14 protein-coding genes are annotated in these 19,958 nt (G+C 73.8%); 10 read left to right on the top strand and 4 right to left on the bottom strand.

Going from position 1 to position 19,958, the window contains the following annotated elements; translation table 11 throughout:
- The first annotated feature begins 36 nt into the window (after window positions 1-36).
- The 7 genes from FGE12_RS01975 (at window position 37) to FGE12_RS02005 (ending at window position 9,853) form a co-directional block, all read left to right on the top strand.
- Complete coding sequence (locus FGE12_RS01975) at window positions 37-468, top strand: biopolymer transporter ExbD (RefSeq protein ID WP_153864479.1); 432 nt, start codon at window positions 37-39, stop codon at window positions 466-468.
- Window positions 465-911 carry a biopolymer transporter ExbD gene (locus FGE12_RS01980; protein ID WP_153864480.1) on the top strand — a complete coding sequence of 149 codons (447 nt, stop codon included), beginning with the start codon at window positions 465-467 and terminating at the stop codon, window positions 909-911. The genes FGE12_RS01975 and FGE12_RS01980 overlap by 4 nt, the downstream gene beginning before the upstream one ends.
- 108 nt (window positions 912-1,019) lie before the next feature.
- Window positions 1,020-2,666 (top strand): sensor histidine kinase, encoded by a 1,647-nt coding sequence (locus FGE12_RS01985; protein ID WP_153864481.1) that lies wholly within the window; start codon window positions 1,020-1,022, stop codon window positions 2,664-2,666.
- Complete coding sequence (locus FGE12_RS01990; RefSeq protein WP_153864482.1) at window positions 2,663-4,015, top strand: sigma-54 dependent transcriptional regulator; 1,353 nt, start codon at window positions 2,663-2,665, stop codon at window positions 4,013-4,015. Before FGE12_RS01985 ends, FGE12_RS01990 begins: the two co-directional genes overlap by 4 nt.
- Window positions 4,016-4,175: 160 nt before the next feature.
- On the top strand, window positions 4,176-5,498 hold the full coding sequence (locus tag FGE12_RS01995; protein ID WP_153864483.1) for a TolC family protein: 1,323 nt from the start codon (window positions 4,176-4,178) through the stop codon (window positions 5,496-5,498).
- A gap of 11 nt (window positions 5,499-5,509) precedes the next feature.
- The gene (locus FGE12_RS02000) at window positions 5,510-6,718 is read left to right on the top strand and encodes an efflux RND transporter periplasmic adaptor subunit (protein WP_153864484.1); all 1,209 of its coding nucleotides are present in this window, start codon (window positions 5,510-5,512) and stop codon (window positions 6,716-6,718) included.
- Window positions 6,719-6,721: 3 nt separating this feature from the next.
- Window positions 6,722-9,853: an efflux RND transporter permease subunit gene (locus tag FGE12_RS02005; RefSeq protein ID WP_153864485.1), complete on the top strand. Its 3,132-nt coding sequence runs from the start codon at window positions 6,722-6,724 to the stop codon at window positions 9,851-9,853.
- Window positions 9,854-9,908: 55 nt separating this feature from the next.
- On the opposite strand, the gene FGE12_RS02010 is transcribed toward FGE12_RS02005, so the two are convergent.
- Both FGE12_RS02010 and FGE12_RS02015 read right to left on the bottom strand, forming a co-directional pair.
- The gene (locus FGE12_RS02010; protein ID WP_153864486.1) at window positions 9,909-11,417 is read right to left on the bottom strand and encodes a hypothetical protein; all 1,509 of its coding nucleotides are present in this window, start codon (window positions 11,415-11,417) and stop codon (window positions 9,909-9,911) included.
- Between the two features lie 185 nt (window positions 11,418-11,602).
- Window positions 11,603-12,106, bottom strand: a complete 504-nt coding sequence (locus FGE12_RS02015) for a J domain-containing protein (protein ID WP_153864487.1) — start codon at window positions 12,104-12,106, stop codon at window positions 11,603-11,605.
- 235 nt (window positions 12,107-12,341) lie between these two features.
- Here FGE12_RS02015 and FGE12_RS02020 point away from each other — a divergent pair, with 235 nt between their 5' ends.
- The 3 genes from FGE12_RS02020 (at window position 12,342) to FGE12_RS02030 (ending at window position 14,892) form a co-directional block, all read left to right on the top strand.
- Complete coding sequence (locus tag FGE12_RS02020) at window positions 12,342-12,869, top strand: DivIVA domain-containing protein (RefSeq protein WP_153864488.1); 528 nt, start codon at window positions 12,342-12,344, stop codon at window positions 12,867-12,869.
- Between the two features lie 92 nt (window positions 12,870-12,961).
- Window positions 12,962-14,200, top strand: a complete 1,239-nt coding sequence (locus FGE12_RS02025) for a peptidase MA family metallohydrolase (RefSeq protein ID WP_370458853.1) — start codon at window positions 12,962-12,964, stop codon at window positions 14,198-14,200.
- A gap of 173 nt (window positions 14,201-14,373) precedes the next feature.
- Entirely contained in the window at window positions 14,374-14,892 is a 519-nt protein-coding gene (locus FGE12_RS02030; protein WP_153864489.1) for a hypothetical protein, read from the top strand.
- 19 nt (window positions 14,893-14,911) lie between these two features.
- On the opposite strand, the gene polA is transcribed toward FGE12_RS02030, so the two are convergent.
- Both polA and FGE12_RS02040 read right to left on the bottom strand, forming a co-directional pair.
- Window positions 14,912-17,590, bottom strand: a complete 2,679-nt coding sequence (gene polA, locus FGE12_RS02035) for a DNA polymerase I (RefSeq protein ID WP_153864490.1) — start codon at window positions 17,588-17,590, stop codon at window positions 14,912-14,914.
- A 70-nt stretch (window positions 17,591-17,660) separates the two neighbouring features.
- Window positions 17,661-19,955: an FHA domain-containing protein gene (locus FGE12_RS02040; protein ID WP_153864491.1), complete on the bottom strand. Its 2,295-nt coding sequence runs from the start codon at window positions 19,953-19,955 to the stop codon at window positions 17,661-17,663.
- Between the last annotated feature and the right edge of the window lie 3 nt (window positions 19,956-19,958).

Below are 19,958 nucleotides of genomic sequence, written 5' to 3' on the forward strand. Positions count from 1 at the left end.
TGACGCGGCCCGCACACGCACGCGAAGGAGGACTCGATGGCCATCTCGGTGGGCAACGGCAGAGGCGGAGCGAAGAGCGAGATCAACGTCACACCGCTGGTGGACGTGGTGCTGGTGCTGCTCATCATCTTCATGGTGGTGACGCCGCAGCTGCAGCCGGGCAAGGACGTGAAGCTGCCGCAGGCCTCGGGGGCGCGCGAGGGCGCGCCGCCTCCTCCCGCGCTCGTGGTCTCCATCACGCAGGCGGGCGAGGTGTTCGTCGACGCCGCCTCGCGGCCCGCGGGCGCGGCGCTGCCGCAGCAGCTCACCCAGGCGCTGCGCGAGCAGCCGGGACGCAGGCTGGTCCTGCGCGGAGACCGCAGCCTCACCTACGGCGAGGTGCGCCGCGTGATGCAGGAGAGTCGCGCCGCCGGCGCACGCGGGGTGGCGCTCGCCGTGGAGCCGGGCAAGGCGGAGGGCGCGCGATGAGGCCCCCGAAGCAGCGCCGCACCCTCCTCACGCCGCAGGGGCGCGCGAACGCGGACATCAACGTGACGCCCCTGGTGGACGTCGTGCTCGTGCTGCTCATCATCTTCATGGTGGTGACGCCGCTCGCGCAGGCGGAGCTGCCCCTCGCTCTTCCCAAGACGGCCATCGAGGAGTCCGGTGCATCCAGCAGCTCGCAGCTGCTGGTGAGCCTCGACGCGGCGGGGCAGCTGCGCGTGGCCGGCGCCCCCGTGCCCGCGGACGACCTCACCGGGCACCTGCGGCAGGCGCTCGCGCAGCGGCGGCCGGGCGAGCGGCAGGTCTTCTTCGAAGCTGCGGACGGCGCCAACTACGCCACCGTCGTGGCCGCGCTGGACGCCGTCCGGGACGCGGGCGCGGAGTCGCTGGAGGTGGTGACGGAAGCGCAGGGCTCGGTCCCCCATTGACCCGGGTGCCGATCCGCTCGCCTGCGGCCCGAGGCACCAGCCGGGTGCGGCGGCCCCCCCCGCCCGGTGCTTTCACCGGCGGACCGCACGCGCAATAGTGCGCAGAGCATGAGCCCGGACGCCGCGAAGAGCGCACCGCAGGGTCCTCCCACCCCCACCCCGAGCGCACGCCTCGCGAGCGCCCACCGGCCCTTTGCCCGCGCGGTGGGCATGGGGCTCGCGCTGCTCGCGGCCATCGCAATCATCGGCCCTCTCATCTCCTACCGCAGCGACGTCAGCGCGAGCCGCGTGCAGATGCAGGCGCGGCTCGCCCGGGAGTCGGCGCTGTACGCGGACGCCCTCTCCCTGCACGTCTCGCTGCTGCAGGCCGAGCTGGAGCGCGTGGCCCAGCAGCCCGAGGTCAACCTGCGCGACGACACGGCCGCGCCGGAGGAGCTGCTCTTGCGCATCGCGCACCAGGGCTCCTCGCTCTTCACCGGCGGCGTGGCGCTGCTGGACCTCCAGGGACAGGTGATCCGCAGCGAGCCGCACGGCCTCTTCGCGGCGAACACCGCGCTGCAGCGCTCGCCGTGGTTCCAGCGGGTGCTGGCCACCCGAGGCTCCACCGTGGACGTCTTCTCCGCGGGCGAGGAGACGCTGGCCGTGGCGGTGCCCGTGCGCAACGAGGGCGTGCTGCTGGGGCTGGTCCAGGCCTCCCACCGGCTCGTCCCCCAGCTGCACGACGAGGGCGAGTCGCTCGCGGTGCTGGGCCCCACGGGCAACGTCCTCTTCCCCAGCAGCGCGCCCGCATGGGTGCGCCAGGGCGGGATGCTCGAGCGCGTGCAGGCGCTCGCGGCCGGCGGTGAGGGCGAGCAGTGGGAGCTCGCGGGAACGCCCGTCTTCGCGGCAGCCAACGCCGTGCGGGGCACGCCCCTGTGGCTGCTGATGATCGCGGACCAGCACGCCGCCATCGCCCCGCTGCGCGGCCGCATGCGCCTGCAGCTGCTCTTCATCGCGGTGCTCCAGGTGGCGACCCTGCTGCTCTTTGCGCTCTCGCTGCGCCGCATCTACCGCGGCTTCCTCGCCTTCGAGGCGCGGGTGACCCAGAGCGAGAAGCTCGCGGCCCTGGGCACCGCGTCCTCGCTGATCGCGCACGAGGTGAAGAACTCGCTCAACGGGCTCGGGGCCGCCGTGTCGATGCTCGAGCTGGGCGGGGACGCGGCGACCTCGGTCAAGACGCTGCGGGGCCAGACCAACCGCCTCGGCCACCTCGCGCGCTCGCTGCTCGCCTTCGGAAAGCCTCCGGTGGTGCACCGCGTGCCGGTGCAACTGGAGCGCGTCGCGCAGGAGGCGGTGGACGGGCTCGCCGCGCTCCCGGAGCGCAGCGAGGTGCAGGTGACGGTGCACTCCGCGGGCCCGCTGCGCGTGCAGGCCGACCCGCTGATGCTGGTCACGGCGATCGACAACCTGGTGCGCAACGCCATCGAGGCGGCCGTGGGCGCCAAGGACCTGGGCCGCGTCAGCGCCCCCTGGGTGCGCGTGAGCGCGGAGCGCGATGGCCGCTGGGGGCAGGTCCGGGTGGAGGACAACGCCGGCGGCCCGCCACCCGGCTTCGAGGAGCGGCTCTTCGAGCCCTTCGTCACCTCCAAGCCCAAGGGCATCGGCCTCGGGCTCTCCATGGCCCACCAGGCGCTGGTCGACATGGGCGGCAAGCTCGCCTTCGAGCGCACCGCGGCCGGAAGCTGCTTCACCGTGAGACTCGAGCTCGAGCCATGAACGCCCCCCTCGCCACCCTCCTCGTCGATGATGACCGCGCCTTCTCCGCGCTCGCCGCGGCCGCGCTGCAGCGCGAGGGGCTGCCGGTGCGCGTCGCCCACTCGCTGCACGAGGCGCGCGCCGCGCTCGAGCAAGGCAGCCCCGACCTCGTCATCCTGGACCGGCGCCTCCCGGATGGAGACGGCATGGGCTTCCTCCCGGAGCTGCGCGAGAAGGCGCCTGCCGCGGTGATCGTGATGGTGACCGCGCACGGCGACATCGCCAGCGCGGTGGATGCCATCCGCGCGGGCGCGGCCGACTACGTGGCCAAGCCGGTGGAGCTCGCGGACCTGGTGATCAAGGCGCGCCGGGCGGCGGAGGACATCCGCCTACGCGAGCGGCTGCAGCGCGCGGAGGCAGAGCTCTCGGGCCGCCGCCGCCTCATCGCGCCGCTCTCCGCGGGCATGCGCCAGGTGGTGCAGACCCTGGACCGCATCGCCACCTCGCCCCGCAGCCCCGTGCTGCTGCTGGGAGAGACGGGCGTGGGCAAGGAGGTGCTCGCCTGGCACCTGCATACGCGGGGCGCAGGCGCCCAGGCGCCCTTCGTGCACGTGAACTGCGCCGCCCTGCCCGAGCCCACGGTGGAGAGCGAGCTCTTCGGCCACGAGCGCGGCGCCTTCACGGACGCGCGCACCTCGCGGCGCGGGCTGGTCGAGGTGGCCAGCGGCGGCACCCTCTTCCTCGACGAGGTGGGCGAGCTGTCCCTCCCCGTGCAGGCGAAGCTGCTCACCTTCCTGGACTCCGGGGCCTTTCGCCGCCTGGGCGGCAGCAGCGCGCTGGAGAGCAGCGCGCGCATCGTGGCCGCCACGAACCGCGACCTCGAGGCCGAGGTGCGCGCGGGGCGCTTCCGCGAGGATCTCTGGTTCCGCCTCGGCGTCTTCCGCCTGGGCATCCCCCCGCTGCGCGAGCGCCCCGAGGACATCCTCCCGCTCGCCGAGGGGCTGCTCGCCGAGATGCGGACCCGGCTCGGCCGCCGCAGCGCCACGCTCGGCGAGGCGGCGCGCGCGCGCCTGCGCAGCTACCACTTCCCGGGCAACGTGCGCGAGCTGCGCAACATCCTCGAGCGCGCGCTCGTGCTCGAGCCCGGCCCCGAGCTCACACTGGAGCTGCTCGCGGGCCCGACGCCGGCAGCGCCCGCCGGCCCATCCGGGGAGGCCTTCTGCCTGGACGGGCCCCCCACCACCCTGGAGGCCCTGGAGCGCCACTACGTGCGCTGGGTGCTCGCGCGGCTCGGGGGGCGGCGCATGGAGGCCGCGAAGGTGCTGGGCCTCTCCTATCCCACCTTCCTCAAGCGGCTCGAAGAGCCCTGAGCGGGGGCCGCTGAAAGAATCCTTCAGCGGCGGGCAGCCCCGCTGAAAGTCCCTTTCAGCGCGCGCGGAGGGGACGAGGACAAGCGCGCGGAATCACGTGCCCCACGCGCGCGGCACGGGCCGTGCTCAGGGGAGCCCGCACACCTGCGGAGCCCCCACCTTGAGCCCCCGTCCCCTCGCCTCTCTCGGCGCCGTCGCCGCGCTGCTGCTCTCCCCCTTCGCCGCACACGCCGAGCCCCCCACCCTCGCCCTCTCGACCCTTCCCTCGCAGTCCGAGCTCGCGGCGCTGCTGTGGCAGCGCTCGCCGGAGCTCGCCGCCGCGCGCGGGCGCATCGGCGCGGCACTCGCGGAGCAGCGGCGCGCGCACCTGCTGCCCAACCCCGGGCTGGACCTGTCGTGGAACACCATCCCGGTGGGGCCGCACAACCCGGAGGACCTGCCCTTCTCGCAGATCCCCAACTACGCGGTCTCGGTGTCCGAGCTCATCGAGCTGGGCAAGCGCGGGCCTCGCCAGGAGGCCGCGGCGGCGAGCGCCCGCGCCTCCCGCCTCGATGCCGAGGAGCAGCTGCGCCAGCGCTACTTCGAGCTCCTGGACGTCATCGCCGAGGTCGCCGCCGCGGAGCTGCGCACCGCCGCGCTGACGCAGCTCTCCACGGACGCCTCGGATCTCACCGAGCTGCAGCGCCAGCGCGCGCGCCACGGGGACACCCCGGGCCTGGACGCGGACCGCGCCGAGCTGGAGGAGGCGCACTTCAGCAGCGCGCTCGCCGAGGAGCACGCCCACCTGGCCAGCGCGCTGCGCACGTGCGCCGGCGCGGTGGGCATGCCCTGCGAGCCCTTCGGCAGCAGCGAGCGCGCGGCGGCGTTCCTCGCGCGCCTCCCCGAGGCCCCCGGCGGGGCGCCCACCGCGCAGCGTCCAGACCTCGCCTCGCTCGACGCCCAGGCGCAGGCCGCCCGCGCCCAGGGAGCCCTCGCCCGCGCCCACCGCATCCCGGATCCCACGCTGCGCGTGGGCTACGTGCGCGACCAGTTCGTCGCCGCGGGAAACCAGCCCAACAGCCTCTTCGTGGGCGCCTCCATTCCCCTGCCCCTCTTCGACCAGGGCCAGGCAGACGACCAGGCCGCGGCCGCCAGCGCCGGCGCCGCCGAGCGCGCGCGCACCTTGCTGCTGGAGAGCTCCCGCCAGCAGCTGCAGCAGCTCGCCGCAGAGCGCTCCCTGCTGGAGCAGCGCCGGTCCCGGCTGCAGGCGCACACGCTGCCGCTCGCGCGCAGCGTGGTGCAGGACCTGCAAGCCGCCGTGAGTGCGGGCGGCGCGCCGCTCCAGGAGCTGCTGCTGGCGCGGCGCACGCTGGGCGAGACGTTGCTCGAGTCCGCCGACCTCGAGCTCTCCGCGTTCCGCCTCGCGAGCGCCCAGGCGCTCACCGCCGGCGCGCAGCCCCCGCTGCCGGCCGACCTCTCCGCGTCCCCTTCCTCCACTCCTTGAGCGAGCCCTCCATGTCCCACGCCACCCACTCCGCCGCCCCTTCCGTCTCCTCCCCTGACGCGCCCCCTCCCTCGCCCCGCACCTTTCCGGCGAAGCGCGCGGCCCTGATCGTCACGCTCGCACTGGGCATCCTCGCGCTGGCCTTCCTCCTCCACCGGCGCGACCCGCAGCCCGCGCCCGCCGCCCCCGCCCTCCGCGCAGATGCCCAGGGCGTCACGCTCGCCCCGAACGCGCCGCAGTGGAAGTACGTGGAGCTCGCGGCCGCGCGCAGCGCGCCCGCGCTCGCGCCGCTGCCGGTGCCGGGCCGCGTGGACTTCGACGAGAAGCGCACCGCGAACCTGGGCGCACCGCTGGCCGGCCGCGTGGAGAGCGTGCGCGTGCAGCTGGGAGACAGCGTCAAGGCCGGTGACCGGCTCTTCTCCGTGCGCAGCGCCGCGCTCGCGGACCTCGCGCGCGAGGTGGCCAGCGCCCGCGAGGAGGTGGCGGTGAAGGCCCGGCTCGCCCAGCGCTCGCGCGAGCTGCTCGGGCTCAAGGCCACGGCCGAGAAGGACGTGCTGGAGGCCGAGGCCGAGCTCACCCAGGCGCAGCTCTCGCTGAAGGCGGCGCTCGCGAAGCAGTCCAGCCTCACGGTGGCCCCCGAGGGCGAGAACCTCTACTGGGTGCGCAGCCCCCGCGCGGGCACCGTGGTGGAGCTGGACGTGCACCCCGGCGCCGAGGTGGGGCCCGAGCGCGAGCGGCCGCTGGTGCGGGTGGCGGACCTGGACGAGCTGCGCGTGCTCGCGGACGTGAGCGAGGCGGACGCGGCCGACCTCGCGCAGGGCGGCGCGGTGCGTGTCGTCACGCAGGACGCCGCGCTGGAGCGCCCCGGCGTCATCGAGCACCTCTCCGAGGTGGTGGACCCCCAGCGCCGCACCCTCGAGCTGCGCGTGCGCGTGCCCAATGCGGACCACGCGCTGCGCCCCAACGCCTTCGTGGAGGTGGCCCTGGCCGCGGACCCGAGCACGCAGCGCGTGCGCGTCCCCGAGGAGGCCGTGGTGAGCGAGGGCGAGCAGAGCCTCGTCTTCGTGGCGCGCGCGCCCGACCGGCTCGAGCGCGTCCCGGTGGTGACCGGGCGCAGGCGCGGCGGCGAGGTGGAGCTGCGCTCGGGCCTGGAGCCGGGGGCGCGCTACGTGGCCCGCGGCGCGCTGCTGCTGCTCAACCAGATCGATCTCGCGGACTAGGCCATGTTCGAGAACATCGTCACCTTCTCCCTGAAGAATCGCAGCGCCATCGCCTTCCTCACGGTGCTCGCGGCCATCTGGGGCTACTTCTCCTTCCGCGACCTGACGGTGGAGGCCTTCCCGGATCCCACCGACACCCAGGTGGACGTCATCACGCTGTTCGACGGTCAGCCCTCCGAGGAGGTGGAGCGGCAGATCGGCCTGCCCCTGGAGCGCGCCCTCAATGGCACGCCCGGGCTCGCGCGGCTGCGCAACCTCTCCATGTTCGGCCTCTCCTTCGTCACCATGACCTTCAACGACGGGGTGGACGGGCAGTGGGCGCGCCAACAGGTGCTCGAGCGCCTGCGCGACGCGGAGCTGCCGGAGGGGGTCACCCCGGAGCTGGGCGCCTTCGCCACGCCGATCGGCGAGGTGTACCGCTACTCGCTCAAGGGCGCCGGCGGCGACCCGATGAAGCTGCGCACCCTGCAGGACTGGGTGGTGCGCCCCCAGTTGATGCGCGTGGACGGCGTCGCGGACGTGGTGAGCTACGGCGGGCTCGTGCGCGAGCTGCACGTGCAGCCGCGGCCCGGCCGCCTCGCCGCGTTCGGCCTCACGCTCGCGCAACTGGAGAGCGCCATCCACGAGGGCTCGGTGAACGCGAGCGGTGGCACCCTCGAGCGCGGCGCCGAGCAGTTCGTCATCCGCAGCGAGGGCCTGTTCCGCTCGCTGGAGGACCTGCGCAAGGTGCGCGTCGCCACCCACGAGGGCACGCCCGTGTTCCTGCAGGACGTGGCGGACGTGAGCGAGGGGTGGGCGCCCCGCCAGGGCGTGGTGAGCGTGGGCTCGCAGCTGGATGCGGTGGAGGGCATCGTGCTCATGCGTCGCGGCGAGAACCCCTCGGTGGTGCTCTCGCGCCTGCGCACGCAGGTGGAGGCGGTGAACGCCCGCCTCGCCGTGGACGGGGCCTCCATCGAGCCCTTCTACGATCGCACCGACCTGGTCTCCACCACCCTGCGCTCGGTGGGCCACAACCTGCTCGAGGGCGCGGTGCTGGTCACGCTCGTGCTCTTCGTGTTTCTCCTGGATCTGCGCGCAGCCCTGGTGGTGGCGGTGCTCATCCCCCTCTCGCTGCTCGCGTCCTTCATCTACTTGAAGCTGCGCGGCATGTCGGCGAACCTGCTGTCCATGGGCTCCGTCGACTTCGGGGTCATCGTCGATGGCGGCGTGGTCATCATCGAGAGCATCCTCACGCGGCTCAGCCACGACGAGGCGCGCGACGCCGGGCTCACGGCGACCGAGCGCATCCGCCGCGCCACCATCGCGGTGGTGCGCCCCACGGTGTTCGCGCTGCTGATCATCATCGCGGCCTACCTGCCCATCTTCATGCTGCAGCGGGTGGAGGGCCGCATCTTCGCCCCCATGGCCAACACCGTGGTGGCCGCGCTGGTGGGCGCACTGCTCTTCTCCATCACCCTGGTGCCGGTGCTCGCGTCCTTCGTGTACCGGGGCAAGGTGAAGCACCGCGAATCGCCGGTGCTGCGCTGGGCGGACCGGGCCTACGCCCCCACGCTGCGGCTCGCGCTGCGCCGCCCCGCACTGGTCATCGCGCTCGCGAGCGCGGCGCTGCTCGCCGCGGGCCTCACGCTCCCGCACCTCGGCTCCGAGTTCCTGCCCGAGCTCAACGAGGGCGCGCTGTACATGACCTTCACCCTGCCCTCGAACGTGTCGCTCACCGAGGCACGCAAGCTGGTGCCGCGCATCAACCAGCTCATCCAGGCGAAGCCGCAGGTGGAGTCGCTGCTCTCCCAGCTCGGCCGGCCCGAGGACGGCACGGACGCCACCCTCACGAACAACCTCGAGTTCTTCGTGAAGCTCAAGCCCCCCGAGGAGTGGCCGGCGAGCACGCCCACGCTCGCGGACGTCATCGCGGACCTGCAGTCCTCCATCGACGAGATCCCCGGCCTCGAGGTGAACTTCAGTCAGCCCATCCGCGACAACGTCAACGAGAGCATCAGCGGCCAGTTCGGCCAGGTGGCCGTGAAGCTGTACGGCGACGACCTGGTCGCGCTCCAGAAGCAGGCCGAGCGGGTGAAGGACGCCATCTCGAAGGTCGCGGGCGTGGCGGACCTGGGCATCGTGAAGAGCGGCGAGGTGCCCCAGCTGCAGGTGGTGCCGGACCGCACCGCGCTCGCGCGCCACGGCATGTCGCTGGGCGACTTCCAGCACGTCTTCCAGACCGCGGTGGGCGGCCGCCCCGTGGCGGACTTCTGGGAGGGCGAGCGGCGCCTGGACGTGGTGATGCGCCTGCCGCTCTCCAGCCGCGACGACGTGGAGAAGCTGCGCAAGCTGCGCGTCCCCGTGGAGGGGGGCGCGAGCATCCCCCTCGAGGCGCTCGCCCGCGTGAGCACCGGCCTGGGGCGTGCCTCCATCAACCGCGAGAACGGCCGGCGCTACATCGGCATCCGGATGAACGTGCGCGGCCGCGACCTGGGCGGCTTCGTGAGCGAGGCGCGCGCCCGCGTCGCCCGCGAGGCACCGCTCGAGGGCGGGATGCAGATCGAGTGGGGCGGCGAGTTCGAGAACAAGGAGCGGGCGATGAACCGGCTGCTCACCGTGGTGCCGGTGGCGCTGCTGCTCACCCTGCTGCTGCTCTTCAAGGCCTTCGACTCCTTCGGGCGGGCGGTGCTCACGCTGCTCAACGTGCCCTTCGCCCTGGTGGGAGGCGTGTTCGGGCTCGCGCTCGCCGGGATGCCCGTGTCGGTGGCCGCCTGCGTGGGCTTCATCGCGCTCATCGGGCAGGCCGCGCTCAACGGCGTCCTGGTGACCTCGGCGATCGCGGAGCGGCGCAGCGCGGGCGAGCCTCTGGACGAGGCCATCGTGCGCGGCTGCCGCGAGCGGCTGCGGCCCGTGCTGATGACGGCGGCCCTGGCCGCGCTCGGCCTCGTGCCGGCGGCGATGAGCCACGCCATCGGCTCCGAGACGCAGCGGCCCCTGGCGGTGGTGATCGTCTTCGGCACGCTGTCCGCGTGCTCGCTCACCATGGTCCTGCTCCCGGTGATGTACCGGCTCTACGCCCGCTGGGGCGAGCGGGTCATCGAGGTGCGCGCCCCCCGCGAGGACACCGTGCACGAGGGCAGCTCCGCCGCGAGCTGAGGCCGACGCGCGGCGCCCGGACGCATCGCCGGGCGCTGCGCCCGGCGGGCGCCGCTCACGGCGCGAGCCGCAGGACGAAGACGTCCGTCTCGGCGGGTGTGCGCGTCCCTGTCCCGAAGTCCGTCGGCGCGGAGAACTGGCCCGCGAGCACCGAGGCGCCCGCGCCGCCTGGCACCATCGCGGCACCCTTCAGCTCCTCGGCGAAGAGGTCCGGCCGCCCATCACCGCGAGGAAAGACGTGGGTCCAGAGCGGAGTGCCGTCGAGGTTGAAGCGCGAGGCGAACAGGTGCGGGTCGTTCAGCGGGTCCACACCCGGGCGCTGCGGATCCTCGTACGTGCGGGTGAGCCCTCCAACGACGAGGCTGCCCAGCGGCTCCACCGCGAGCACCGGCCGCTCACCCGCGCCGAGGTCCTTCGCCCAGCGCGCCTTCCCATCGCGCTCCGCCACGAGAAGAAAGATCTGGTCCGTCGGCGCGGTCTTGTCGAGCCGGGTGCCCGCCCAGTCGAGGTGCCCCGCCGCGTACTGCGTGCCGGTGGCGGCCACCGTGCCCTTCGCGCTCTGGCCCACGCCCGTCACGGCGCCCGACGCACTCGAGAAGGGCTGCAGCCACGCGAGGCCTCCCTGCGCGCCCAGGACGGCGAGGTAGGGGCTGAAGGCCGTGGTGCGGTAGCGCTGCTCCCCGAAGCGCAGCTCCCCGCTGAACGCGCCCCCCAGGGCGACCCGCCCGGAGGCGTCCACGCTCAGCGCGCGCACCTCGGCGCGGTGCCCATCGCACTGCGCACCGCCGATGCTCGTCTCCCAGACGCGCGCTCCCTGCGCGTCGAACTTCGCCACGCGACCGTCCGTCGGGTAGCACTGGGTGTCCGGCTGATACGCCCCCTGCACCTGCACGCCCACGTAGGTGTTGCCCGCGCCGTCCGCCGCGAGCGCGCCCACCTCGTAGCCCGCGGGAAGCGCCACCGACCAGCGGTGCTCGCCCGCGGGGGTGAGCCCCGCGAGGAAGCCGCCTGAGGTCAGGGTTGCACCGCCGAAGCTCACGCTGCCGCGCAGCTGTCCCGCGAGGTACACGTTGCCTGCGGCGTCCGCCGCCACGCGCGCCTGCACCGAGCCGGAGTCCTGGATGTCGCCCGTGGGCGGCGGCCGGCTCACCGGGAAGGCGCGCGTCCACGCGACGCGCCCGTCCGGCTCGAGCCGCGTGACCACGAGGCGCAGCTCCGTCTCGCCCGCGGTGCTGTAGGCGGCCTCCACGCCGTGCGTGGCCACGCTGAAGATGCTGCCCGCGTCACTCACCGCGACGCCGCCCGAGACCTCGTGCTTCGGCTCCGAGGGGTGGTGCAGCCAGCGCGTCTGTCCCTGCGGCCCCGCGTCCGCAGCGCCGCCATCGCCGGCGCCCGCATCCGGGCTGCCCGCGTCGCGCCCGCCGCCGTCGCTCGCGCCGCCGTCGCCAGAGCCGGCGTCCCCGGGGCGGCCCGCGTCAGGCTGCGGCGTGGAGGGAGCCTCGGAGGCGGGAGGTGGGTCCGACGCGGGCGCAGGGCTCGAGCTACAGCCCGCTCCCAGCAGCACGCACAGTGTCCAGTTCCCGACCGCACCCGCCCACCGACGCCCCATGTCGCCATCCTCCGGCGGCCAAGGTCGACACGTGGGGCGCGGGCGGCAACGGTGCCGCCCGGATCAGCAGGGGCGCGAGCCGCCGGACTGCGGGTCAAGGAGCGCCGCGCTGTTCAGGAGGCGACAGCGCGCGGCGACCTTCAGCGGCTGCGCGCGGGCAGCGCCCCGGGCAGGGTGCTGCTGCCCGAGGACAGCGCCTCGGCGCGCTTGCGCTCGCGGTGGCGCAGGATGCGCTCGTACGCGGCGTTCAGCTCGCGCATGCGCTCGGCGGAGCCGCCGCGGTCCGGGTGGCGCTCCATGGCGAGCTCGCGGTAGCGGTTGCGCACCGTCTCCGCGGAGTCGAGCGGCGAGACGCCGAGCACGCGGTAGGGGTCCTGGTCCTCGAGCTGAGTGAGCCAGCGCTCGAGGCGATCCTTCACCTCGATGAAGCCGGCGCTCTCGGGCGCCTCCTTCACCGGGTGGGTGCGCATCTTCGCGTCCGCGCGGAAGATGTCCGTGTACGTGCTGGAGACCCAGCGGTGGCACGAGCCGCAGCGGAAGTACTTCACGCGCGCCCCGGCGTGCATCGTCATCCGAACGCCACAGTGGGTGCACTCGACGTCCACGCCCTCCAGGGTCTGCCAGGCCGCCACCGTCGCCGTCATGTTGTCCCCTTGCCTCCCGTGCGCAACACGCCTGTAGCGCCGGCGTTTGTGCCACGGGCGCGGATCGGGTCAAGAAATTGCCCACATGCTTTTTCGCGAGCGATCTCCGGTGGACGCCCCGGCTGCGTTCTTCTTCCCTGACTGCAGGGCAAGCAGGCGTTCATCGGCGGACGGCGCCCCCATCCCGGACGGCCAGTTCCTGGAGCGCGGGGAGCCCTGCCCTATACTCGCGGCCATGAAGATCACCCCTCTCGACATCCGGCAGAAGCGCTTCGAAGCCGGCTTCCGCGGCTTCTCGCGCCGCGAGGTGGAGGCCTACCTCGAGCTGCTCGCCGGCGAGTTCGAGGAGGTCGTGAAGGAGAACATCGCGCTGAAGGAGGAGCTCAAGCGCACCCAGTCGCGGCTCGAGCAGCACCTCGAGCGCGAGCGCACGCTGCAGGAGACCATGGTCACCGCGCAGCGCATCAGCGAGGACCTCAAGTCCGCGGCGAAGAAGGAGGCGGACATCATCCTCGCGGACGCCGAGCACCAGGCCGAGAAGATCGTCCAGGGCGCGCACACCAAGCTCGTGCAGGTGGTGGAGGACATCAACGAGCTCAAGCGCCAGCGCGTGCAGTTCGAGAGCCAGGTGCGCTCGGTGGTGGACTCGCACCTCAAGCTGCTGGAGACCTTCCGCAGCCCCTCGTTCGCGGACCGCGACTACGAGCGCATCGAGGACAACGTGGCCTACCTCGCCCAGAAGAAGGCCGGCGCCACCGAGTAGTCCCGCCGCGCGGGTGACACCGCGCGTCGAAGCGGGGCGCACGCAGCGGGTCTTGATGCCGCACGGCGCGAGGCTGTTATCTCTGGTGCGCCGTGAAGCGCCTCCTGCCCCCCGCCCTGCTGCTCCTGCTCGCCCTGCTGGGCGCCCCGCGCGCGCTCGCCGCCACGCCGCAGCCCTCTCCGGTCGAGGACGTGCGCGGCGAGCGGGCCCTGCCGTCGGTCGTCGCCTCGGACGGGCGCACCAGCGCAGGCTCCCACGCGGGCGGTGAGCCCGCGCTGCTGCCCCTGCCGCGCCCCGCGCTCGTCGCCGGTGAGCTGAGCACGCGGCGCTTCCGCATCCTCTACACGGCCCGGGCCGAGGGCGCCGCGCGCGCGCTCGCGAAGGAGATCGAGGGCGTGCGCGACAGCTTCGGGCAGCTGCTGGGCCGCGACTGGAAGGGCACCACGGAGATCCGCGTGGGCGTGGGGCGCGAGGAGTTCGAGGCGCTCGCGCTGCCGGGCGGCGCGCCCCCGGGCTGGGCCGTGGCGCTCGCGTACCCGGCCCACCAGATCATCCTCCTGGACGCCCTCAGCCTGCGCAGCGAGCAGGGCCCCACCACGCTGCGCCACGAGCTCGCGCACGTGGCGCTGGGCCAGCTGGGCCCCGCATGGCCGCGCTGGTTCCAGGAGGGGCTCGCCATGAACGTGAGCGGCGAGCGCCTCTCGGTCTCCCAGTACACGGCCCTGTTCCGCGCCGTGCGGCAGGACCGCATCCTGCACTTCGAGGACCTCGACGAGGGCTGGCCCGAGCAGCCGTGGGACGTGGAGGTCGCCTACGCGCAGAGCAGCGCCTTCGTCGCCCACCTCGCCTCGCGCTACGGCCCCGAGCGCATGGCGGAGCTGGTGGACGCGGTGGGCCGCGGCGCCCCCTTCGAGACCGCCTTCGCCCGCGCCTTCCGCAGCACGCTGCGGCTGGAGGAGGAGTCCTGGCGCGAGGAGCTCCCTGCGCGCTACGGCTGGCTCCCGCTCGCCACCACCGGCGAGCTGCTCTGGCTCCTCGCCACCCTGCTGTGCTGCGCGGCCTTCGTCCTGCGCCAGCGCCAGAAGCGCCGCCACCTCGCCGCGCTGGAGCTGGAGGACGCGCGGGAGGCCGAGGAGGAGGCCCGTCTCGCGGCCGAGGAGGCCGCCCTCGCCGCCCCGAGCACCCTCGCGCTCCCCCCGCTCACCGACAGCGCCCTGCCCTCCTGGGAGCCGCCTGCGCCGGCCGCGAGCGAGGCCCCGCCCGAGGCCGCCCCGCCCGAGGCCGAGCGCGACGCCGAGGCGCAGCGCCCGACGAAGCCCACCCTGCACTGAGGTGCCGGGGGCGGCTGCGCCTTTTCACCTACATGGGAAAACAATTTACAGCCGCGGGTGCCGGAAGGTTCCCTCCGGACGCTGCAACCCGTTGATCTCCGGTCCCCGCTCCGGGGCGCGTCCCTTGGCCGGGCTCTTGCTCAGCAGGGGCGGCAACCGAGGAGGCCGGACACATGGCGGAGCGGGCGAGGCGGGTGGCGGCGGGGGCGGCGCGGGTGTTCTCGCAGCAGCCGGACAGGGTGGCGGCGGCGTGGCGCCGCGTGCGGTACGCCGAGGGGAAGAAGGGCGAGATCCCCCACAACCTGCTCGATGACGTGGTGGAGCCCTTCATCTGCGAGGTGGGCCGCAGCCTCGCCGGGGACCCGAGCAGCGCCTGGGGCCGCACGCGCGCGGTGCTGCGCCTGTCGCGCGAGCGCGGCGTGCGCGCCCTCTACGACGAGTTCGCGGCCCTGCGCCGCTGCCTCGTGGACGCGCTGGAGGTGCTGGGCGGCAGCGACGAGGAGCGCACCACCCTCAACCGCGCGGTGGACGAGGCCGTGGACTCGGCGGTGGCCTACTTCCAGCGCCTCGCGGACCCGGCCGCCGAGGCGCCCCGGGTGGCCTTCGGCGGGCTCGTGGTGGAGTTCTTCGAGCGCACGCACGCCGCCCGCAGCCGGCAGCTCGAGGAGCGCCCCCGGGCCGCGCTGCACTGAGGCGGAGCACGGGTGGAGCTTAGTGGGCGTCCGCCCAGCTGCGGCCTGCCCCCACGTCCACCTTGAGCGGCACCTTCAGCTGCGTGACGGAGGACATGCACTCCTGCGCGAGCGCCTTCACGGCGTCGACCTCGGCGTCCGGCGCCTCGAAGAGGAGCTCGTCGTGCACCTGCAGGAGCATGCGCGCCTTCAGGCCCCGCTCGCGCAGCGCGCGGTCCACCGCGAGCATGGCCATCTTGATGAGGTCCGCCGCGGTGCCCTGGATCGGCATGTTGATCGCCGCGCGCTCGGCCGCCTGCGCCACGTTGCGGTTCTTGGAGAGCAGGTCGCCCATGAGGCGGCGGCGCCCGAACAGCGTCTCCACGTAGCCGCGCTTGCGCGCCTGCTCCACGGTGTCCTCGAGGTAGCGCCGGATGCCCGCGTAGCGCGTGAAGTAGCGCTCGATGACGTCTCGCGCCTCCTCCACCGGGATGTCCAGGCGGCCCGAGAGGCCGTGCGCTGAGAGGCCGTAGGCGATGCCGAAGTTCACCATCTTCGCCACCCGGCGCTGATCGCGCGTCACCTGCTCCGGCGGCACGCCGAACACCTCGGCCGCGGTGCGGCTGTGGATGTCCTGGTCGTTGAGGAAGGCGTCGATGAGGACGGGATCCTCCGCCACGTGCGCGAGCAGCCGCAGCTCCACCTGGCTGTAGTCCGCGGACACCAGCTGGTGACCCGCCTCGGCCACGAAGGCGCTGCGGATCTGCCGGCCCACCTCGGTGCGGATGGGGATGTTCTGCAGGTTCGGGTCGCGCGAGGAGAGGCGCCCGGTGGCCGTCGCCGCCTGGTCGTAGGTGGTGTGGATGCGTCCGTCCTTCGCGACGAGGCCCGGCAGCGTGTCCAGGTAGGTGCTCTTGAGCTTGGACAGGGTGCGGTACTCGATGATGGCGCGCGCCACCGGGTGCTGCTGGGCGAGCTTCTCGAGCACCTCCTGGTCCGTGGAGGGGCCCGTCTTGCCGCGCTTGAGCACCGGCAGCTGCAGCTCGGTGTAGAGCACCTGCGCGAGCTGCTGGTTCGAGCCCACGTTGAACTCGCGCCCCGCCGCCGCGTGCACGTCCTTGAGCTTCGTCTGGCACTCCCCGTCCACGATCGCGCTGATGCCCGCGAGCGTGCCCAGGTCCACCTTCACGCCGTGGCGCTCCATCTGGGCGAGCAATGGCAAGAGCGGCACCTCGAGCTCGCGCGCGAGCTTCGCGAGGCCCGCGCGCTCGAGCTCCTCCCACAGGTCGGGGGCGAGCCGGCGCGCGGCATCCGCGCGCGTGCCGTACACCGGCGCGAGCTCCTCCGCGGTGTGATCCGAGAGCGCGCGGCCCTTCTTGCCCTCGGCCACGGCGGGCAGGGGCGGCAGCTCCGCCCGCAGCCGCTCGCGCGCCAGGTCCGTCAGGGCGTGCTCGCGCCGCGAGGGGTTGAGCAGGTAGCTGAGCAGCTCCACGTCGTCCTCGCTGCCCGCGAGCACGAGGCCCAGTGAGGAGAGCAGCAGGCTCAGGCTCTTGAGGCCGTGGCCGCCCTTCTTCACGCCCGCGTCCGCGAGCAGCGGGCCGAACACCTCGGAGAACTGCGCGGGGGCGACGCCGGCACTGCCCAGCACGCGGTGGCCCAGCGGCACGTACGCGCTCTTGCCGCTCGGCAGCGCCACGCCCAGGCCCACCAGCTCCGCGGCGTAGGGCAGGCCCTCGTAAGCGGGGATGAGGAACACCCGGCCCTCGGCGCGCGCCGCGTCCGCGAGCGCCTTGAGCCCTCCCGCGTCCACCACGGTCTCGGTGGTCTGCGCGAGCGGCGTGGGCGCCTCGGTGGGCATCTCCTGCAGCAGCTTGTAGAACTCCAGCTCGCTGAACAGGTCGCGCGCCTTGGCCTCGTGCACCGGGCGGCGCGCGAGGTCCTCGAGCTTCACGTCCAGCGGGAGCTCGGTGTTGAAGGTCACCAGCTTCTTGGCCAGCTGCAGGCTGTCGCGGTGGCTCTCCAGCGCCTGGCGGATCTTGGGCTTCTTCACCTCGTCGAGCCGCGTGAGCAGCGTCTCCACGTCGTTGAACTGGGTGAGCAGCTCCACGGCCGTCTTGGGGCCGATGCCCGGCACCTTCGCCACGTTGTCGATGGCGTCGCCGATGAGCGCCAGGTAGTCGCGCATCTGGCGCGGCTCGATGCCCAGGCGCTCCTTCACGTCCGCGGGGCCGGTGCGCCGGTCGTTCATCGGATCGAAGAGGCGCACGTCCTCGTCCACGATCTGCACGAAGTCCTTGTCGCCGGTGACGACGAGGACGCAGTAGCCCTCGGCCTTGGCGCGCCGCGCGAGGGTGCCGATGACGTCGTCCGCCTCCCAGCCGGCCATCTCCAGCGCCGGAAGGTTCAGCGCCTCCACCACCCGGCGGATGAGCGCGAACTGGGGCACCAGGTCCGGCGGGGGCCCCTCGCGGTTGGCCTTGTAGTTGGGGTCCAGCTTCTGGCGCTCGGTGCGGCTCTCCTTGTCGAAGACCAGGGCCACGTGCGTGGGCTCCAGGTCCTTGAGCGTCTTGAGCACCATGCGCGTGAAGCCGTACACGGCATTGGTGGGCACCCCCTTGCTCGTGGAGAGGTGCTGGATGGCGTGATAGGCGCGGAAGATGAAGTTCGACGCGTCGATCAGCGTGAGGACGGGCGCGCCAGCGGACGGGCTCGGGACCATTCCCGAGCCTTAACCCGCGCGCCCTGCCCTGTCCACGCCGAGCCGCGCCCTTCTTGGACAGCGACGCGCGCTAGTCGGCGCACGCCCACTCGGCCCGCTTGGCGGCGACCTTCTCCTGCAGCCCGTCGCCCTTGACCGCGAAGTCCAGCACCGCCGGCAGGTCCGCGCACCCCTGGGCCTCGTTGAGCAGCGCCAGGCCCCGGGTGGAGCAGAAGCCCACCGCCTTGTTCAGGTCCGTGTTGCCCGCGTAGAAGCCGAAGCCCAGCTTCCACACCCGGCAGCCGCGGCGCGTGTCCTGGCGGTCCGCCCAGTGCTTGCCGGCCACGTACGCATGGCTCGCCATGTCCTGCTGGATGGCGCGCCGGTAGAACGAGGGCCGGGTCGTGGCCAGCTCCGCCATCACCCGCCCGTCCACCTCGAGCACCTCCTGGAAGGGCTCGGCGGCGCGCTCGGGATCCTCCGCCTGCAGGGCGGACTGGCCGCTCTTGAAGAGCTGGTCCACGGTGGACAGGTCGCGCATCGCCGCGTCCGCGTCCGCGTGGTACTGCGCGCGGTTGTAGTCCGAGCGCAGCTTCTGCAGCGTGGCGAGCGCCTCGGTGCTGCGGCCGGACCAGTAGTCGAGCATCGCCGCCTGCAGCAGCTTGTCCGCGTAGCGCTTCTGGAAGGCCGCCGTCACCGCCTGCTTCGGGTCCTCCGCCTCCGGCTCCTCGGCGAGGATGTCCGCGGGCGGGCAGGTCCAGGGGGCTGCGCGGGGGTCCACGCGCTGGCGCGCCGTGAGGAAGCGCAGGAACAGCGGATCCTTGGGGCGCCACTCGTTCGTGCGCAGGCGGCCCGAGGTGAGCACCACCTTGAAGCCCACCGGCGGCTCCAGCTCCTCACGGTCCATCTTCTGGCAGGCCACGCCCAGGTAGCGCTCGCAGCGCGGCACCGCCGCGGCCCACTGGCTGTCGCGCAGGTAGCGCTTGCAGTCGTCCAGCGCGCGCTTCACCACCTGGGCGCTGGCCTCGCGCACGCGCGGGCGGGCCCGCCGGAAGTAGTCGCTCTCCTTCGGGATCTTCCCGAACAGGTCCAGCGCCTCCTCCGCATTGAGGCGCGCGAGCGCCCGCTCGCCGCGGGTGAAGTTGTCGCCGGCCTCGCGCTCGAGCCGGATGCGCTGCAGCAGCGCGTGGGCCTCGGACTGCAGCGGGTCCAGGTCCAGCGCCTTGCCGCACGCCTCCTCGGCGCGACGCCAGTCCGGCTCGGCGTCCAGCTCCGTGGAGGCGTAGGAGCGGCACTGGCTGAGCAGCTGCTGGATCTGCTCGCCGCTCTCCCCGCCTGCGCCCTCCTCGCCCCCGGCGACCGCCGCGGCCTCGGGCTCCGGCCCGGACAGGGCCTTCACGACTCCCGCGGTGAGCAGCAGCGCGAGCACGCCGCCCGCGGCCACGGCGAGCCGCTTGCGGCGTGGGTCCAGCTGAGCCCACAGCTGTGCAGGGCTGGGGCGAGCCCCGCGCTGACCCCTGCGCGTGGGGACTGCACCGCCGCGCGCCCGCCTCAGCGGCGCCGCCTCGTCCTCCGCGCCGTCCTCGAAGCGGAACAGCGCGACGCCGAACTGCACCGCGTCTCCGCGCTGCAGCAGCACGCCCTCCGGGGCGCCTGCAGGGACGGGTGCGCCGTTGACGGCGGTCCCGTTCGCGCTGCCCAGGTCGCGCACCTGCACGCCCGCCCCGGTGCAGCGCAGCTCGGCGTGGCGGCGGCTCACGGACTCGTCCTCGAGCAGCAGGCCCGCGCCCGCGCCGCGCCCCACGCTCAGCGTGCCCGCGAGCGCCACACGCTGCCCCGCCCACGGCCCCGTCAGCCCCACCAGCCTCGGGCCCTGCCCGGTCCGGGCCAGGGCCTGGGGCACACGCGCCGCAGCACCGGGCGCGAGCAGCTCGTCCGTGCGCGAGGTGCGTCCACTCGGCGTGCGCGGCGGTGCGAGCGCAGCCCCGGCGGAGGCCCCCGCCTCGCCCGCGCGATCCGGAGCCGCTGCGGACCCAGGCGCTGCGTCTGGGACCGCACCGAGCGCAGGGACCTCGTCGGTGCGGCTGCGGTCGTCGCGCGCGGGCGCCACGAGTTGCAGGAGGTAGTCGCCCAGCTGCACCTCCTGCCCGGGCTCGAGCACGCACGGGCCCTCGAGCCGTGCCCCCTCCACGTAGGTCCCGTTCGCGCTGCCCGCGTCCTCGAGCACCACCTGCGCACCCTGCGCGCGCAGCAGTGCGTGGCGGCGGCTCACCCCGCCGTCGGCGAGGACGAGATCGTTGCCCTCCTGGCGGCCGATCCTCAGCTCGCCTTCGAAGGGGTGCTCGGTCTGGGTGCCGTCGGGGTGCGTGACGAGGAGCGTGGGCATGGG

This window comes from Aggregicoccus sp. 17bor-14 (genome assembly GCF_009659535.1).
Taxonomy (GTDB): Bacteria; Myxococcota; Myxococcia; order Myxococcales; family Myxococcaceae; genus Aggregicoccus.

Excerpts from the sequence above, each read along its gene's own strand:
- FGE12_RS02040 (WP_153864491.1), bottom strand. The coding sequence starts at position 19,955 with ATGCCCACGCTCCTCGTCACGCACCCCGACGGCACCCAGACCGAGCAC.
- FGE12_RS02020 (WP_153864488.1), top strand. The coding sequence starts at position 12,342 with ATGAAGATCACCCCTCTCGACATCCGGCAGAAGCGCTTCGAAGCCGGC.
- FGE12_RS02000 (WP_153864484.1), top strand. The coding sequence starts at position 5,510 with ATGTCCCACGCCACCCACTCCGCCGCCCCTTCCGTCTCCTCCCCTGAC.
- polA (WP_153864490.1), bottom strand. The coding sequence starts at position 17,590 with ATGGTCCCGAGCCCGTCCGCTGGCGCGCCCGTCCTCACGCTGATCGAC.
- FGE12_RS01975 (WP_153864479.1), top strand. The coding sequence starts at position 37 with ATGGCCATCTCGGTGGGCAACGGCAGAGGCGGAGCGAAGAGCGAGATC.
- FGE12_RS02015 (WP_153864487.1), bottom strand. The coding sequence starts at position 12,106 with ATGACGGCGACGGTGGCGGCCTGGCAGACCCTGGAGGGCGTGGACGTC.
- FGE12_RS01990 (WP_153864482.1), top strand. The coding sequence starts at position 2,663 with ATGAACGCCCCCCTCGCCACCCTCCTCGTCGATGATGACCGCGCCTTC.
- FGE12_RS01980 (WP_153864480.1), top strand. The coding sequence starts at position 465 with ATGAGGCCCCCGAAGCAGCGCCGCACCCTCCTCACGCCGCAGGGGCGC.
- FGE12_RS02030 (WP_153864489.1), top strand. The coding sequence starts at position 14,374 with ATGGCGGAGCGGGCGAGGCGGGTGGCGGCGGGGGCGGCGCGGGTGTTC.
- FGE12_RS01985 (WP_153864481.1), top strand. The coding sequence starts at position 1,020 with ATGAGCCCGGACGCCGCGAAGAGCGCACCGCAGGGTCCTCCCACCCCC.
- FGE12_RS02005 (WP_153864485.1), top strand. The coding sequence starts at position 6,722 with ATGTTCGAGAACATCGTCACCTTCTCCCTGAAGAATCGCAGCGCCATC.